Raw genomic sequence first — 14425 nt, 5'->3', positions numbered from 1 at the left:
TGAATAAAAAAAACCTGCACACTGTGCAGGTTTTTTTACCGCCTTAATTCACCGGGAATTAAAACAATTTCACAGGGATATCAAGGAATAGGCGCCATTCATTGGTGTCGCCGATATACGTATTGCGCTGATAGCTGTCGCTTGCGCGGTAGTAGGAATTGCGCACACGCAGGCTGGCGTCTTTGGCAAAACCGCTTTGCACCGTGTATTTCACTTGGTTAAAGAATTCACGCTCTTGCGCTTCTGTGTCTGCACTGGTTTTAATATCCCAGCCATATACAAAGGCAGTGGTCCAGTTAAGGCCCGGAACGCCTAATTTGCCGAAATCCAAGTTGTATTGAACTTGCGCTGATTTTTCATGGTTGCCGACGAAGTCAGACAGGTAAGAGTTTGGCAGGTAGATGCTTTGGAAACCGTCGGCATTCTGGCCATAATCATAGCCGACATTGCCTGAGTTCTGCTGGTAAGCCAGCATGACATTATGCGGACCTTGATTATAAGTGCTTGAGATTGCCCAAATATTATTTTTGCGGTCTTCAGGTTTGGCCGCTGTAGTGTATGAATAAGTGCTTGCATCCTTATCAAATTCTGTATGGTAGCCGCTAACATCCCATGTTAAAGAGCTGCCGTTAGCCAAAGCTTGCTTATAGTTGGCATTGACATAATGGCGTTCAAGCGCATTCTTGCTGTCCAGGCCATAGTAAGAGGCATTCAGGGTATCGCTAAATTTGTATTTTGCGCCCCAAACCACAGCGCGGTCTAAATGGTTGCCGTCAGTATTGATCTGGTGCGACATTTGATCTTTGGTAAATTTACCGGCTGTCAGTTCCAGGCCGTTAATTTCACGGCTGGTGGCAAGCACGCCTTCAAAATATTCAGGCACTAAACGTGCGGTGTTGCTGGCAAGAACCGGCAAGTCTAAAATCTGCGTACCGTAGCGCACTTCAGTATTGGAAATGCGCGCTTTTACATTGGCGCCGCCGCGCGCCCAATGGTCATACGCAGAGCCATCGTTATGCGAAGGGATCATTTCGTTGGCATGGTTGTTGTTGCTGCCCAATTTAAAAGAGCCGTCACCGACAGCGCCCACGCCAAAACCTACAATACCTTTGGTATAACCGGAATCAAGCTTGACAATTGCTGTTTGCGCATATGAGCTTTGGTCGTCCCCTTGCTTTTTATCGCGGTTGATATAGCCGGTGCGGAACAGCACGGAGCCGTCAGCATCTTCAACAAAGCCTTTAGCTTCGCTTTGTTCACTTGCATATACAGTAGAAATTAAAGCAGCGTTAATCAGTAACGCGAGTGTAAGCTGTTGCGGTTTTAGCATTGGGAGAGCGCCTCATGCAAAAAAGATATAGTAAAATAGCAGTTGAATTGTATAAGTATCAATTAAAAACATACCATTTTTATTGACTTTATTACACTAAAGTTATGCGCTTTTCAGATGAACTGCATGCATGCTTATATCGCTGAAATTTTTTAAAAAATTTATTGCTTTGAATTTTTAGTAAAAACAAAAGCATAATTTTCACTTTTGGTTGACAATCGCCCGGTTTTGCGCCTGTTCAGGCGCAACTGAATGGCGAATATCTGATCAAAAGCCTGCGCTGCGGGGCTTTCAGCGCAGCTGAGCTGAAGATTAAATCGCCATAAACTCTATGCGCCAGGCTTATGAGCTGCAGCTGCGGATGAACCTGAAAATAGCCAGCCGATGCAAATTATTTTAAAAAAAAGTATAAAAATTCAGGTTTGAAGCAGGCTGTATTCTGCTGCTTGGCTGAGGGCCATGAATTATGTGAATTGTGGCTGAATTCTGCGGCTGGCCATGGCTTAAACGGCAATTTCTTATCCCCCGCTAGAATTCAGGATCCTAAGCGGCCTCATATGCATCAATGCAAGGCTGTGCGCTTTTTTTGTGCGGCGCCTCAAGGTTTGGTGAAAAAACATACTCAAAAAGAGGCGTTTTTTTATCCATGGCGCTGGCCGGCGCCGGGGCGGAAACTGAATGGCGCCGGATTTGCCGCGCCCAGACTGCGCTTAGGCGGACAGGCGCGCTTAAAGGGCGCATGAGTTTATTAAATTTTTTAAAAACAATTTGTTATTTTTAGATTTTGCGGATTTTCCATCAAGCTGCGGCGCTTTTTTGCAGAAGCTGATTGAAGTTGGCACAGCGCTTGCTAATAGCTATATAGCTATTTAAGTCAATAAAATCTATTGGGGGATCCTGAAATGTTGAAGAAAATATTTGCTGCCGCGGCTTTAACTGCAGCCTCTGGCGCTGTATTTGCTGAAGAAGCGCCGGCATTGCCGTTCGGCCTGTCTTTCAGCGGCAATGCTGCGCTGACAACAGACTACCGCTTCCGCGGCGTAACGCAAACTCAAAATGATCCTGCGCTGCAGGGCGGCTTTACGCTGGGGCATGCTTCGGGCTTATATTTTGGGCTTTGGGGTTCCAATGTGAATTTCGGCAGCGGCACGCCAAGCCTGGAACTGGACCCTTCAATCGGCTATGCAGTAAAGCTGGAAAGCTTCAGCAGCAAGCCGGTGCTGGATGTCGGCGTGCTGTACTATAACTATCCAAGCGCCAGCGATCTCAACTGGGCCGAGCTGTACGGAAAACTGACCTTCGCCAATGCAATTGCGGAAGGCGACAGCCTGCTGACCAATCTGAACTATACCAATGATTATGGGGGCGTGAGCACAGACAGCTGGAATATCAATGTGGGCTACTCGGTTCCATTCGGCTCAAGCGGTTTCGGCGGGGTTGCAAATGTTGGCTATACAGCGGTTGATGATGCAGCAAAATACTCATTCAATGGCGATGATAACTATGTGGACTGGAAAGTTGGCCTGACTTACGGCTTTAAATCAGTTCCCGGCGCAACCGCCGAACTGGCTGCCGTGGGCACCAATATGGATACAGATGGCGCTTATGAGCCTACATCCCGCGGCGTAGAAACCGGCGCGGTATTTACCTTGACCAAAACCTTCTAAACTGCTGAATGCTGAAAAAGCCTCCAGAGAAGTTCTCTGGAGGCTTTTTTATTTGGCCGAAAGACGATTTACACACAGCAGTCAGGGCATTTGCCCGCGGTAAGAGAGCGCTTCGGAAAGATGCTGGTTCTGAATGTTTTCAGCTTGCGCCAGATCGGCAATGGTGCGGGCCACGCGCAGCACGCGGTGGTAGGCGCGGGCAGACAGATTCAGGCGCTGCTGCGCCATATGCAGCATGTTCTGGGCTGCGCTGTCCAAAACCGCATGCTGCTCCAGCTGCTTGGGGCTGAGCGCCATATTGGCCATCTGCTGCCGTTCCATCTGCAGCTGATAAGCCTGCAGTACCCGTTCACGGACTTGGCCAGATGATTCAGCCGGCTGCGCATCCTGCAGTTCATACGCCTGCAGGGGCGGCACATCAATATGCAGGTCAATGCGGTCCAGCAGCGGCCCGGAAATCCGGTTCTGGTAGCGCTTAATGGCGTCCGGCGAGCATTGGCAGCGCGCATCCTGATTAAAGGCGTAGCCGCAGGGACAGGGGTTCATAGCGCCGATCAGCTGGAAATTGGCCGGAAAAGTCATCTGCCGCGAGGCGCGGGAAATCACAATTTCTTTAGCCTCCAGGGGCTGGCGCAGGACTTCCAGCACTTTGCGGTCAAATTCCGGCAGCTCATCTAAAAACAGCACGCCCAAATGCGCCAAAGTAATTTCTCCCGGCTTGGGATTGGAGCCGCCGCCGACCAGCGCAATCGCGGATGCCGTATGGTGCGGGGCGCGGAACGGGCGCTGGCCAAAATCATGCTTGGCGCCGGCAATGGAGTAAATGCTGGCGACTTCCAGATTTTCCTGCAGATTCAGCGGCGGCAGAATGCCGGCCAGCCGCGAGGCCAGCAGGGTTTTTCCGGTGCCGGGCGGGCCTCTGAACAGCAGGGAATGGCTGCCGGCGGCGGCGATTTCCAAAGCGCGCCGCGGGCGCAGCTGGCCTTTGACATCGGCCAGGTCAAACCTGCAGCCGGCAATGCCTGAACGGCCGGGGGATGCATACTGAGCCAGCGGCGCAGTCTGCCGCAGATGCTCGCAGACCTCCTTTAAGTGCCGGGCGGCAAAGACGGCAAAGTCCGGCAGCTGCGCGGCTTCCTGCGCATTCTGTTCGGGCAGGATCAGCTGGCGCTGCGCGTGCTGGCAGGCCATCGCAATGCTCAGCGTGCCGCTGACCGGGCGCAAATGCCCATCCAGCGCCAGTTCCCCGGTAAATTCCAGCTGTTCCGCAGCCTGTTCCGGCAGCTGGCCGGAGGCGATCAGGATGCCCAGCGCAATCGGCAAGTCCAGGCGCGAGCCGTCTTTGGGCAAATCCGCCGGGGCAAGGTTGATGGTCAGGCGCTTGGCGGGAAACTGAAAGCCGCTGTTGATAATAGCCGACCGGACGCGGTCTTTGCTTTCACGCACGGCCGCTTCGGCCAGGCCGACAATGGTTAAGGAGGGCAGGCCGTGGCTGAGGTGGACTTCAACTTCAATCAGCGGGGCATGCAGGCCCAATAGCCCGCGGGTATAAATTTTGGCAAAAGACATTTTGTTGTTCCATTATAGTGCATTTTTTTTAATCATTATGCGTCTTATGCTGCACCGAAGAAGTGCTTATTTTTTATTCTTAAGCTGCTGTTCCAGCGCTTCAATCTGCTTCAGCAGCTCATTTAAGCGCGCATTGGCGCTATTCAGCGCGGTGCGCTGGCGTTCAATTTCATCTTTGGAAACCAGATCCATTTTGCTGACCGCTTCATTCAGCAGGGCGCGCAGGTTGTGCTCCAGATCTTTTTTAGGCTGCTCAACCTGTTCCAAAATGGCGTGCAGTAGCGTTTCAATCATTTTTTATGTCCATCTAATGCAGATAAGCGGGCAGTGTAGCATTGCCCCGCGCGAGACTATAGCATTTGACATAAAATTATGGCGCCTTGCCAGCGCTGCAATGGCAATACTTATGATAAATATGTCTATTTTTCGCCTGTAAAAGCAGCATTCAGCGCTTAAAATAGGTTATAAATAAAACTCATGCCGATGGCGGTTCATTTCCCCCGACCTGAGCAGCTTTGGCATGAAAATTGAACATAAAACCTTACAGGTGAAGTAAGCCGAAGGAAAACAGACATGAAACTCGTAACTGCAATTGTAAAACCCTTTAAATTGGATGACGTGCGCGAAGCGCTCTCTGAAATTGGTGTTCAAGGGATCACCGTCACTGAAGTTAAAGGCTTTGGCCGCCAGAAAGGCCATACGGAACTGTACCGCGGCGCGGAATATGTGGTGGACTTCCTGCCTAAAGTAAAAATCGAAATTGCGATCAGCGATGAAATGGTCGATTCAGTAATTGAATCCATCACCCGTGTCGCCAGCACAGGCAAGATCGGTGACGGCAAAATTTTTGTCACCAATTTAGAGCAGGTCATCCGTATCCGTACCGGTGAAACAGGCGCTGATGCAGTCTAAGAGATTGGCACGGAGTTTGCTGAGTAGCTAATAACTCACAAAATAAGGTTGGGGGATACGAATGAAAAAAATACTGCTTGCGCTCAGTTTGTCTGGCGCACTTTTAGGCGGCTCTGCTGCGTGGGCTGAACAAGCCGCAGCAGCGCCAGCCTCTTCAGAAATTGCCGCATCGGCTGATGGCGCTGCTTTAGTTCCTGCAGCGGAAGCGCCGGCTGCAGCCGCGCCAGCGCCTGCAGCGGAAGAACCGAAACTGGACAGCGGCGACACCGCCTGGATTCTGGTTTCCACCGCGCTGGTTCTGCTCATGACCATTCCGGGCTTAGCGCTGTTCTACGGCGGCATGGTGCGCAAGAAAAACGTTTTAAGCACGATGGCGCACAGCTTTGCAGCGGCAGCCATTGTCAGCATTACCTGGGTGGCGGTTGGCTATACGCTGGCGTTCGGCGAGGGCAATGCATTTATCGGCGGCCTGGACAAGCTGATGCTGGCCGGCATTACCACAGATGCGCTGACCGGAACCATTCCTGAAATTCTGTTTGTTATTTTCCAAATGACCTTTGCCATCATTACCGTGGCGATCATCACCGGTTCGATTGCGGAACGCATGAAATTCGGCGCTTTCGTGGCTTTCATTACCGTCTGGTCGGTCGTTGTGTACGCGCCGGTTACCCACTGGGTCTGGGGCGGCGGCTGGCTCGGCAGCGACGGCGCGCTGGACTTCGCCGGCGGCACGGTTGTGCATATCAACTCAGGCGTTGCAGGCCTGGTGGCTGCCTACATGCTGGGCAAGCGCATGGGCCTGGGCCGCGAGTCTATGGCGCCGCATAACTTAACCCTGACCGTGATTGGCGCAAGCCTGGTCTGGGTGGGCTGGTTCGGCTTCAACGGCGGTTCAGCTCTGGGCGCAAACGGCTCAGCAGGCTATGCTTTGGTGGCGACTCAAGTGGCGGCCGCGGCAGCCGCGGCGGCCTGGCTGATTACTGAAAAAGTGGTGCGCGGCAAATCATCGGTATTGGGCGGCGCATCCGGCGCAGTCGCAGGCCTGGTGGTGATTACGCCGGCAGCCGGTTTTGTCACTGTCGGCGGCGCGATGGCCATGGGCCTGATTGGCGGCGTGGTGTGCTTCTGGGGCATTACCGCCTTGAAACGCGCGCTGAAAGCGGATGATTCTTTAGACGCCTTTGGCCTGCACGGTGTCGGCGGCATTGTCGGCGCGATCTTAACCGCATTTTTCGCCAGCCCGTTCATTATGGGCGATAAGGCGCCAACGGATGTGATGCATCAATTATGGGTGCAGGTGGAAGGCGTTTTGGCCACCGCCGCTTACTCCGCTGTGCTGACTTTCGTAATCCTGAAAGTGATTGATCTGGCGATCGGCATCCGTGTCGGCTCCGATGATGAACGCATGGGGCTGGACTTGAGCCAGCACGGCGAGCGCATAGAATAAGCATCCCGCGCAGCCGCCGCCCTGCAATATCAATATATTGTGTAAAACAGCCCGAAAGGGCTGTTTTTTTTCCATATATTGCGTAATGCTCTACAAAGCGCATAATTTTTGCTACACTTTGAATCCGTCAGGATTTGTTCAATTAAACCGCTATGCATTGTCCATTCTGCAACGCTGCAGACAGTAAAGTGATCGATTCGCGTTTGGCTGCGGAAGGCTGCCAAATCCGCCGCCGCCGCGAGTGCATCAGCTGTGGCGAGCGGTTTACCACTTTTGAAAGCTATGAAGTCGTCATGCCGCGCGTGATTAAGTCCGACGGCAAAAGCGAACCCTTTGATGAGGCCAAGCTGCGCCGCTCACTGATGCATGCCCTGCAGAAGCGCCCGGTCACGCAGGAGCAGATTGAAACCGTTTTAAGCGACATTCAGCTGCAGATCCGCCGCCTGGGCGAGCGCGATGTCAAATCCCGCACCATTGGCGAAATCGTCATGCAGTCGCTGTTCGCTTTGGATCATGTCGCTTATGTGCGTTTTGCATCGGTATATCAGGACTTTCAGGATGTTGAAGCCTTCCGGCGCCAGATTGAGCAAATGCAGCAGCGTGAACACTGAATTTTCAACGAATGAGCGCCTTGCATGCCTGAGTTAAGCCAAGACCAAATCTGGATGAAGCGCGCCATTGAACTGGCGCGGCTTGGGCAGTATTCCACGAAGCCCAACCCGAATGTCGGCTGCGTCATTGTCAAAGACGGCCAGCTGGCTGGCGAGGGCTTTCATCCCAAAGCAGGCCAGCCGCATGCGGAAGTCTTTGCCCTGCGCCAGGCCGGCGCATTGGCGCGCGGCGCGACCGCTTATGTCACTTTAGAGCCCTGCGCGCATTACGGCCGCACGCCGCCCTGCGCCAAAGGCCTGGTCGAGGCCGGAGTCGCCCGGGTCGTGGTGGCCTGTCCGGATCCGAACCCTTTGGTGGCCGGCAAAGGCATGCAAATCCTGCGGGACGCAGGCATTGCGGTTGAATCCGGCGTCTGCTGGGAAGAAGCGCATCAGCTGAATTTGGGCTTTCTCAAAGCCATGGCTGCCGGCATGCCTTATGTGCGCCTGAAAATCGCCTCCAGCCTGGATGGCCGCACGGCGATGGCTTCGGGCGAATCGAAATGGATTACCGGCCCGGAAGCGCGTCTGGATGTGCAGCACTGGCGCGCCATTTCCGGCGCGGTGATTACCGGCATCAACACCGTTTTAGCCGATGACTGCCGGCTGAATGTGCGCCAGCTGAAAGGCCATGCATCGGCTGCGCATGCGGTGCAGCCGAAACGGCTGATTTTAGACCGCCAAGGCCGCCTGCCGCTGACGGCGAAAATTTTAGCGCAGCCTGAAGAGGTGATGGTGATGGGGCCATTCCGTCAGGAGCTTGCCGATTTAGGCGTTGCGCAATTTGCCGTGCAGCCTTTAAAAGTGCTGCTGCAGGCTTTGGCGCAGCAGCATCAGATTTATGATGTGCTGGTGGAAGCCGGCGCGACATTATCGACTGCATTTTTGCAGGAAAATTTAGCCGATGAATTAATCAGCTATGTTGCGCCGGTATTTTTAGGCCGTTCAGCGCGCGCAATGTTCAATGCGGATTTCAGCCGCATGGCAGAGCAGCTCCGCTTTAAGCTCATCGACGTCACGCAAGTGGGTGAAGATGTGCGCTTAAGGCTCATTCCTTCACAAGAGACGCTATGAATCCAGAGTCGCCGGTTTATCACAAGCGCCGCCATGCGGCCCGCACTACCGATGAATACCTGTTCCATCAGCTGGTTCCTTATTTGGGGAACAAGCGCCGCCTGCTGCATCTGATTTTGGAGGCGCTGGAAAGCACTGGAACGCTGAACCGTGAAGATGGCCGCGCGCCGATTTTTGCCGATTTTTTTGCCGGCTCCGGGGTGGTTTCGCGCCTTGCCCGGCAAAACGGCTACCGGGTGATTGCCAATGACTGGGAACCCTACAGCCATGCCTTGAACAGCGCGATTTTATCCTGCACCGATGCGCCGGCATTTAAGGAACTGGGCGGCTATCAGAAAGCCATTGATTATCTGAACCGCCTGCCCGAAGTTAAAGGCTGGGTGACGCATAATCTGTGCCCGCGCAACGACGAAATTTATGACCCTGCCCGTGACCGGCTGTTCTTCAAGCGCCGCAACGGCATGCGCATTGATGCGATCCGCCAGCAGATCGCCGCATGGCAGGCGCAGGGCGCGATTGATGATGTCGAGATGAGCGCGCTGCTGGCGCCGCTGCTGTATTCCGCCAGTTTTGTCAGCAACACCAGCGGGGTATTCAAAAGCTTCCACCACGGCTGGGGCGGCAAAACCCAAACGGCGCTGGAACGCATTGAATCGCTGCTGTGGCTGACCCCAAGCCGCTTCTGTGAAATTGGCGATGCCAAGCGCCCGGCAGCTGAAATGTGGTGTGTCGATGCGCAGCATCTGGCCAATCAGATGAGCGGCTTTGAAGTGGATGTGGCCTATCTTGACCCGCCGTATAACCAGCATGCCTACAGCAGCAACTACCACGTATTGAATGCCTTGACGCTGTGGGATCAGGCCGATTTGCCGACTCCGGACACCAAAGGCTTTAAGAGCGGGATTGACCGCGCATGGCGCAAAGAGCGCCCAAGCCCGTATAATTCCTCCAAGCATGCCAAAGAAGCTTATGAAAAATTGCTGGAAACAATTAATGCGCGCTTTATTCTGACCAGCTATTCTACGGACGGCAATATTGAAGCTGCCGACCTGCTGCAGGCCAATTTAAAGCGCGGCAGGGTAACGCTGCTGACGCAGGACGTGCCGCGCTACCGGGTCAGCAAGCAGCGCCAGTCTGAGCGCGCGCGCGTGCTGGAGTTTATCGTGATTACCGATACGCACGCCAAATCCGGGCCGCCGATCCGCCAGCTTTTAGGCCAGCTGCATCATTTCGCAGAGCTGGGCGGTGTAGACACCACGGGTGTCAGCACGCAATTGGCGCTGTGGTAAAATCCATACATTATCGAGTACCGCTATGTTTACAGGCATTATTGAAAGTTTAGGCAAAGTTGAAAGCATACAAAGCGTTGGCGGCGATGTGCGCCTGCGCATTCAAACCGGTTTGGATATGTCGGATGTGCATCTGGGCGATTCCATCGCCACCAACGGCATCTGCCTGACCGTTATTGAGTGGGGCGACAGCTGGTACGCCGCCGATGTTTCGCGCGAAAGCCTGAACCGCACCACTTTAGGCCAGTGGAAAGTCGGCCAGCCGGTGAATGTGGAAAAAGCCATGCTGCCGACCACCCGTTTTGGCGGGCATATTGTCAGCGGGCATGTCGATGCGGTCGGGGAGATTACCGTAGTGCGCGAAGATGCGCGCTCGATCTATTATGAAGTGGCCGCGCCGGCTGCTATTGCCAGATATCTGGCGGAAAAAGGCTCGGTAACGGTAGACGGCATCAGCCTGACCATCAACCACCTGCGCGGCAGCGTGCTGAGCCTGAACTTGATTCCGCATACCGCAGAGCGCACCAATATCGGCACCTGGAAAGCCGGAACTAAAGTCAATCTGGAAGTGGACGTGCTGGCGCGCTATATTGAGCGCCTATTGCTGGGCGACAAGGCCGCTGAAGCCACCCAGCAGTCAAAAATCAGCATGGATTTTCTGGCTGAGAATGGCTTCCTGAAATAAGCGGCAGTGAACATAAAACGGACAGTCTGGTTGAAAAATTAGACTGTTTTTTTATTTTCGGGTCATAATGCTGCACGTGATGAACTTGAACAGATGATTTGGACCGGTGCCGATGATTGATTTCCTGATGAACCTTGAGCAATGGCTGCCCATGCTGCTGGAACAATACGGCGTATGGATTTACGCGATTTTATTCCTGGTGATTTTTGCGGAAACCGGCTCAGTGTTCATGTTCTTCCTGCCCGGAGACAGCCTGCTGATCGCCGTCGGCGCTTTATGCTCCACGACGGACGCTGTGCATCTGCATTATATGTTCAGCCTGCTGTTCGCCGCTTCGGTGCTGGGCTATACCGTCAATTATTATACCGGCAGCCTGCTGGGGCTGAAATTTTTCAATCAGCATGCGCGCTATTTTAAGCCAGCCTATATGGTGAAAACCAATGCCTATTTCGTCAAGCATGGCGGCAAAACCATTTTAATGGCGCGCTTTGTGCCTTTCGTGCGCTCTTTTGCGCCTTTTGCCGCCGGTTCCGCGCACATGAATATCACCACTTTCACTTTTTACAATGTGGTGGGCGGCCTGATCTGGCTGGGCCTGCTGCTCGGCATCGGCTACGGCCTGGGGCATACGGTTTCCGCTGTGGCGGATCTGGTCTGAACATCCAGGCGCCTGCGCAATAAAAAAAGCCCGCCGCAGCGGACTTCCTCACCCTCAAATAATATTTAAAAATTTTTTATGTCTTTAATGCTTGGTCACCAGCAGCGAAGCGCTGCCGATGCGGGCCGGCGCATCTTCCGCAGCCGCGATTGAAAAGTTGCCTTTTTCCGATTCACGGGATAAAAATGCGGAGACTGACTGAAAATCAGCGCGGCTGAGCCATAGTTCCTGCGCGCTGATGATGCATTCTTCTCCGGCAGGCAAGGCGGCAATTTTGCGGGTAATTCGGTTCAAGATGTCCATAGCTGTTTCCTGATCAAAACGGTGCATTCGCCGGTAAAGGAGAGAGCCCGGCGCTTGGCGCTGCCGGGCGGATATGAACATCGTGCTGCAAAAATATGTCATTTTTATGACATTGGCTTATAAATCTGCAGCTTATGATTTATTTTCAGCTATTTCGCTGGAAAAATCTGAATTTTTCAGGATGTAGTCAATTTCTTCCTGCGCCGCTGCCTGCAGCTTGGCGCGGAAAGCGGCTACAGCCTGCTCAATCTGGGTTTCCGCCTCCAGCTCCAGGCGGATGCGCACGCTTTCCAGCTCGGAAAGCATCTCATGATCAGCGACCGCTAAGCCTTTGGCGAAATTAAAGGGGCTGCCTTCCGGGTTTTTATGGTAGCGCGAGGTGTAGGTCAGGGTGTCATGCTCAACGGTCTGGCGGATCAGCGCCAAGGTGTGCGCCTGCTCGGCAAACCGGCGCAGCTCATCCTGCTGCAGCTGTTCCGCATAGGCTTGCTGCGCCGCGCGCTTTTCCTGCAGCGAGCGCTCCAGCGCCTGCTGCCTGCGGATGCGCGCCTCTTCAATCAGCTGCGCCTTGCGCTGCGCATAGGCGGCTTCAATCCGCTGCAAAGACAGCTGCTGCTGCTCTTGATCGGTTTCCAGCCAGTGCTGAATATCGCTGTCCGGCTGCAGCACCCCGCAGATGCGCCCGAGGTCATCAATAAAGGTCTGGCGCACTGCGTCAGGCACGTTCAGCCAGCGCTGCTTGAAGTCTGGACCAACATTTAATGCCACGGCGGCATCTCCTTAAGTATGAATCAGGCGCCTAGAGCTTGAACGTCTGCGGTTCAATGCCCCAGCGGCGGTACTGCTTGAATTTTTCACGGCCAATGATTTTAGCCGGTTCATTGTTTTCAATAATTTCGATAATGTGGCTAAATTTTGCATACTGTTCAAGCGCTTGATTGTTAAAATTAAACACGATCCAATCCGCGGCTGCCGGCAGCTGCGCGGAAATGCAGACCTGCGCATCCTGCTGGTCGATGCCGTGCGGGATAAAGCCCGCGGCGTCAAAACTCCACAGGCGCTCATCCAGCTGCTGGCGCAGGCCGGCATCTCCGCACCACAGCCAGATGCGCTCCGGCTGGCGCAGAATTTTGCGGCACAGGCGGCAGGCGCTTTCGGCCTGCCGCTCAGGGCTTTTTTCAAACAGGTAAAAGCTGAGCTTAGCCATTCGCTTGCACACGGCTGGCCAGGAACTGCATCAATAATGGCACTGGGCGGCCAGTTGCGCCTTTCTGCGCGCCGGAGTTCCATGCTGTGCCGGCAATATCCAAATGCGCCCAGCGGTAGTCGCGGGTAAAGCGCTGCAGGAAGCAGGCGGCGGTTACAGAACCGGCTTTCGGGCCGCCGATGTTGGCGATATCGGCCAATGGCGAGTCCAGCTGCTCCTGATAGTCGTCAATCACCGGCATGCGCCATACGCGGTCAAAAGCGCTCTGGCCGGCAGCCGCCAGTTCAGCCGCCAGTTCATCATCCGGGGTGAACAGGCCGGTCAGCACTGAGCCTAAAGCCACGACACAGGCGCCGGTCAAGGTCGCAATATCAATCACCAGCGCAGGGTTGAAGCGCTTGATGTAAGTCAAGGTGTCGCACAGCACCAGGCGGCCTTCGGCATCGGTGTTTAAAATTTCAACGGTTTGCCCGCTCATGGTCGTTACAATGTCGCCCGGGCGGGTGGCATGGCCGGACGGCATATTTTCAGCGGCTGCAATTGCGCCCACCACATGAATCGGCAGTTTGGCTTCGCACAGCGCGCGCAGCGCGCCCAGCACGGAGGCGGCGCCGCACATGTCGAATTTCATTTCATCCATGCCCAGGCCCGGCTTCAGCGAAATGCCGCCAGTGTCAAAAGTCACGCCTTTGCCGACCAGCACCACCGGCGCTTCCTGGCGGCCGGCTGAATATTCAAGGGTAATGATGCGCCCCGGACGCGCTGAGCCTTTGCTGACGGCAAGGAAAGCGCCCATGCCCAGTTCCGCCATCTGCGCTTCATCCAGCACCGTCACCTGCAGCAGCTCTGGAAACTCGGCCGCTAAAGCCAGCGCCTGTTCCGCCAGATATTCCGGGAAGCAGATGTTGCCCGGGCGGTTGCCCAGATCGCGGGCGAAGTTCTGGCCCTGCTGAATGGCGGTGATCAGGCTGAGCTGCTGTTCAGTCAGCGCGGTTTGGCCGGCAATTAAATTGACCTGCTGCAGCGCGAATTCATTCTTTTTTGACTTGTATTCATCAAAAGCGTAGGCGGCCTGCGTCAGGCTTAATGCAAATAAGTAATGCAGCTGCTGCGGCAGCGCAGAAATATCAATGCTGATCTGCTGGAATTTTTTTTGTGAGGCTTTAATAATTGTTTGCGCAATTTTTGCCAGCTGCGCCGGCTTTAATTCAGCGGCCTTGCCGATGCCGGCCAGCGCGCTGCTGCGGCAGGCTGGGGCTGAATCCAGCAGCGCCAGAATTTCATTCAGGCCGGCCTTGAATTGCGCAGCCTCAATAATGCTGTCTAAGTTTTTGATTTGATATAAATCGGCAGCATTTTGAACCTGTTCAGAATCGGCCAGTATCAGCAAATACGGGCTGGACGCATGCGCTTGGAAGGACGTGCTAATTGTTAGTTTCATAGACGGTGTTCGTGCCTTTTAAAATTTTCAAACCATTAAACCATTGAAACATTTTAATGAATAGGGTTTCAATGTGCGGCAAGGGTATAGGTTTTATATTTTCAGCATTCGGGTAAACTAGCGCTAGTTTTATTCCCTCTCTTTTTTGGAAGAATTAATTTGATTATTCGGCGTTATCTGGTCAAGCAAGTGG

Annotated in this window: 15 protein-coding genes; 8 read left to right on the top strand and 7 right to left on the bottom strand. The window is 54.0% G+C overall.

The genetic code is table 11. The annotated features are described in order from the left end of the window. Positions 1-58: 58 nt before the first annotated feature. On the bottom strand, positions 59-1330 hold the full coding sequence (locus RSA72_RS01365) for an OprD family outer membrane porin (RefSeq protein WP_332621930.1): 1272 nt from the start codon (positions 1328-1330) through the stop codon (positions 59-61). 902 nt (positions 1331-2232) lie between these two features. On the opposite strand from RSA72_RS01365, the gene RSA72_RS01360 reads away from it, so the two are divergent. Next, a complete protein-coding gene (locus RSA72_RS01360; RefSeq protein ID WP_332621929.1) occupies positions 2233-2997 on the top strand; it encodes a TorF family putative porin in 765 nt (254 codons plus the stop codon). Positions 2998-3078: 81 nt separating this feature from the next. On the opposite strand, the gene RSA72_RS01355 is transcribed toward RSA72_RS01360, so the two are convergent. Both RSA72_RS01355 and RSA72_RS01350 read right to left on the bottom strand, forming a co-directional pair. Beyond that, positions 3079-4566 (bottom strand): YifB family Mg chelatase-like AAA ATPase, encoded by a 1488-nt coding sequence (locus RSA72_RS01355; RefSeq protein WP_332621928.1) that lies wholly within the window; start codon positions 4564-4566, stop codon positions 3079-3081. A gap of 66 nt (positions 4567-4632) precedes the next feature. Further along, positions 4633-4860 (bottom strand): accessory factor UbiK family protein, encoded by a 228-nt coding sequence (locus tag RSA72_RS01350; RefSeq protein ID WP_332621927.1) that lies wholly within the window; start codon positions 4858-4860, stop codon positions 4633-4635. A gap of 279 nt (positions 4861-5139) precedes the next feature. On the opposite strand from RSA72_RS01350, the gene glnK reads away from it, so the two are divergent. From glnK to RSA72_RS01315, 7 genes are all read left to right on the top strand, one after another. Beyond that, a complete protein-coding gene (gene glnK / locus RSA72_RS01345; protein WP_004650081.1) occupies positions 5140-5478 on the top strand; it encodes a P-II family nitrogen regulator in 339 nt (112 codons plus the stop codon). A 61-nt stretch (positions 5479-5539) separates the two neighbouring features. Further along, the gene (locus tag RSA72_RS01340) at positions 5540-6925 is read left to right on the top strand and encodes an ammonium transporter (RefSeq protein WP_332621924.1); all 1386 of its coding nucleotides are present in this window, start codon (positions 5540-5542) and stop codon (positions 6923-6925) included. 152 nt (positions 6926-7077) lie between these two features. Beyond that, entirely contained in the window at positions 7078-7536 is a 459-nt protein-coding gene (gene nrdR / locus RSA72_RS01335) for a transcriptional regulator NrdR (RefSeq protein WP_332621922.1), read from the top strand. 24 nt (positions 7537-7560) lie between these two features. Beyond that, positions 7561-8649 carry a bifunctional diaminohydroxyphosphoribosylaminopyrimidine deaminase/5-amino-6-(5-phosphoribosylamino)uracil reductase RibD gene (gene ribD / locus RSA72_RS01330; RefSeq protein ID WP_332621921.1) on the top strand — a complete coding sequence of 363 codons (1089 nt, stop codon included), beginning with the start codon at positions 7561-7563 and terminating at the stop codon, positions 8647-8649. Then, entirely contained in the window at positions 8646-9938 is a 1293-nt protein-coding gene (locus tag RSA72_RS01325; protein ID WP_332621920.1) for a DNA adenine methylase, read from the top strand. Before ribD ends, RSA72_RS01325 begins: the two co-directional genes overlap by 4 nt. 25 nt (positions 9939-9963) lie before the next feature. Then, positions 9964-10623: a riboflavin synthase gene (locus tag RSA72_RS01320; protein WP_332621918.1), complete on the top strand. Its 660-nt coding sequence runs from the start codon at positions 9964-9966 to the stop codon at positions 10621-10623. 112 nt (positions 10624-10735) lie between these two features. Continuing rightward, positions 10736-11281 carry a VTT domain-containing protein gene (locus RSA72_RS01315; RefSeq protein WP_332621940.1) on the top strand — a complete coding sequence of 182 codons (546 nt, stop codon included), beginning with the start codon at positions 10736-10738 and terminating at the stop codon, positions 11279-11281. A gap of 84 nt (positions 11282-11365) precedes the next feature. On the opposite strand, the gene RSA72_RS01310 is transcribed toward RSA72_RS01315, so the two are convergent. The 4 genes from RSA72_RS01310 to RSA72_RS01295 form a co-directional block, all read right to left on the bottom strand. After that, on the bottom strand, positions 11366-11584 hold the full coding sequence (locus RSA72_RS01310; protein ID WP_332621916.1) for a hypothetical protein: 219 nt from the start codon (positions 11582-11584) through the stop codon (positions 11366-11368). Between the two features lie 132 nt (positions 11585-11716). Beyond that, positions 11717-12352: a cell division protein BlhA gene (blhA, locus tag RSA72_RS01305; protein WP_332621915.1), complete on the bottom strand. Its 636-nt coding sequence runs from the start codon at positions 12350-12352 to the stop codon at positions 11717-11719. 31 nt (positions 12353-12383) lie between these two features. After that, on the bottom strand, positions 12384-12791 hold the full coding sequence (locus RSA72_RS01300) for a DNA polymerase III subunit chi (protein ID WP_332621914.1): 408 nt from the start codon (positions 12789-12791) through the stop codon (positions 12384-12386). Beyond that, positions 12784-14232, bottom strand: coding sequence for a leucyl aminopeptidase (locus RSA72_RS01295; protein WP_332621913.1), 1449 nt, complete (start codon positions 14230-14232; stop codon positions 12784-12786). The genes RSA72_RS01300 and RSA72_RS01295 overlap by 8 nt, the downstream gene beginning before the upstream one ends. Positions 14233-14425: the final 193 nt, after the last annotated feature.

Origin of the sequence: Acinetobacter sp. (assembly GCF_036659555.1) — a bacterium.
Classification (GTDB): Bacteria; Pseudomonadota; Gammaproteobacteria; order Pseudomonadales; family Moraxellaceae; genus Acinetobacter.
This window is presented reverse-complemented; position numbering and strand designations above follow the sequence as displayed.

What these genes read in the sequence shown, in the direction of transcription:
- RSA72_RS01365 (WP_332621930.1), bottom strand. Translation starts at nt 1,330, where the DNA reads ATGCTAAAACCGCAACAGCTTACACTCGCGTTACTGATTAACGCTGCT.
- RSA72_RS01360 (WP_332621929.1), top strand. Translation starts at nt 2,233, where the DNA reads ATGTTGAAGAAAATATTTGCTGCCGCGGCTTTAACTGCAGCCTCTGGC.
- RSA72_RS01355 (WP_332621928.1), bottom strand. Translation starts at nt 4,566, where the DNA reads ATGTCTTTTGCCAAAATTTATACCCGCGGGCTATTGGGCCTGCATGCC.
- RSA72_RS01350 (WP_332621927.1), bottom strand. Translation starts at nt 4,860, where the DNA reads ATGATTGAAACGCTACTGCACGCCATTTTGGAACAGGTTGAGCAGCCT.
- glnK (WP_004650081.1), top strand. Translation starts at nt 5,140, where the DNA reads ATGAAACTCGTAACTGCAATTGTAAAACCCTTTAAATTGGATGACGTG.
- RSA72_RS01340 (WP_332621924.1), top strand. Translation starts at nt 5,540, where the DNA reads ATGAAAAAAATACTGCTTGCGCTCAGTTTGTCTGGCGCACTTTTAGGC.
- nrdR (WP_332621922.1), top strand. Translation starts at nt 7,078, where the DNA reads ATGCATTGTCCATTCTGCAACGCTGCAGACAGTAAAGTGATCGATTCG.
- ribD (WP_332621921.1), top strand. Translation starts at nt 7,561, where the DNA reads ATGCCTGAGTTAAGCCAAGACCAAATCTGGATGAAGCGCGCCATTGAA.
- RSA72_RS01325 (WP_332621920.1), top strand. Translation starts at nt 8,646, where the DNA reads ATGAATCCAGAGTCGCCGGTTTATCACAAGCGCCGCCATGCGGCCCGC.
- RSA72_RS01320 (WP_332621918.1), top strand. Translation starts at nt 9,964, where the DNA reads ATGTTTACAGGCATTATTGAAAGTTTAGGCAAAGTTGAAAGCATACAA.
- RSA72_RS01315 (WP_332621940.1), top strand. Translation starts at nt 10,736, where the DNA reads ATGATTGATTTCCTGATGAACCTTGAGCAATGGCTGCCCATGCTGCTG.
- RSA72_RS01310 (WP_332621916.1), bottom strand. Translation starts at nt 11,584, where the DNA reads ATGGACATCTTGAACCGAATTACCCGCAAAATTGCCGCCTTGCCTGCC.
- RSA72_RS01300 (WP_332621914.1), bottom strand. Translation starts at nt 12,791, where the DNA reads ATGGCTAAGCTCAGCTTTTACCTGTTTGAAAAAAGCCCTGAGCGGCAG.
- RSA72_RS01295 (WP_332621913.1), bottom strand. Translation starts at nt 14,232, where the DNA reads ATGAAACTAACAATTAGCACGTCCTTCCAAGCGCATGCGTCCAGCCCG.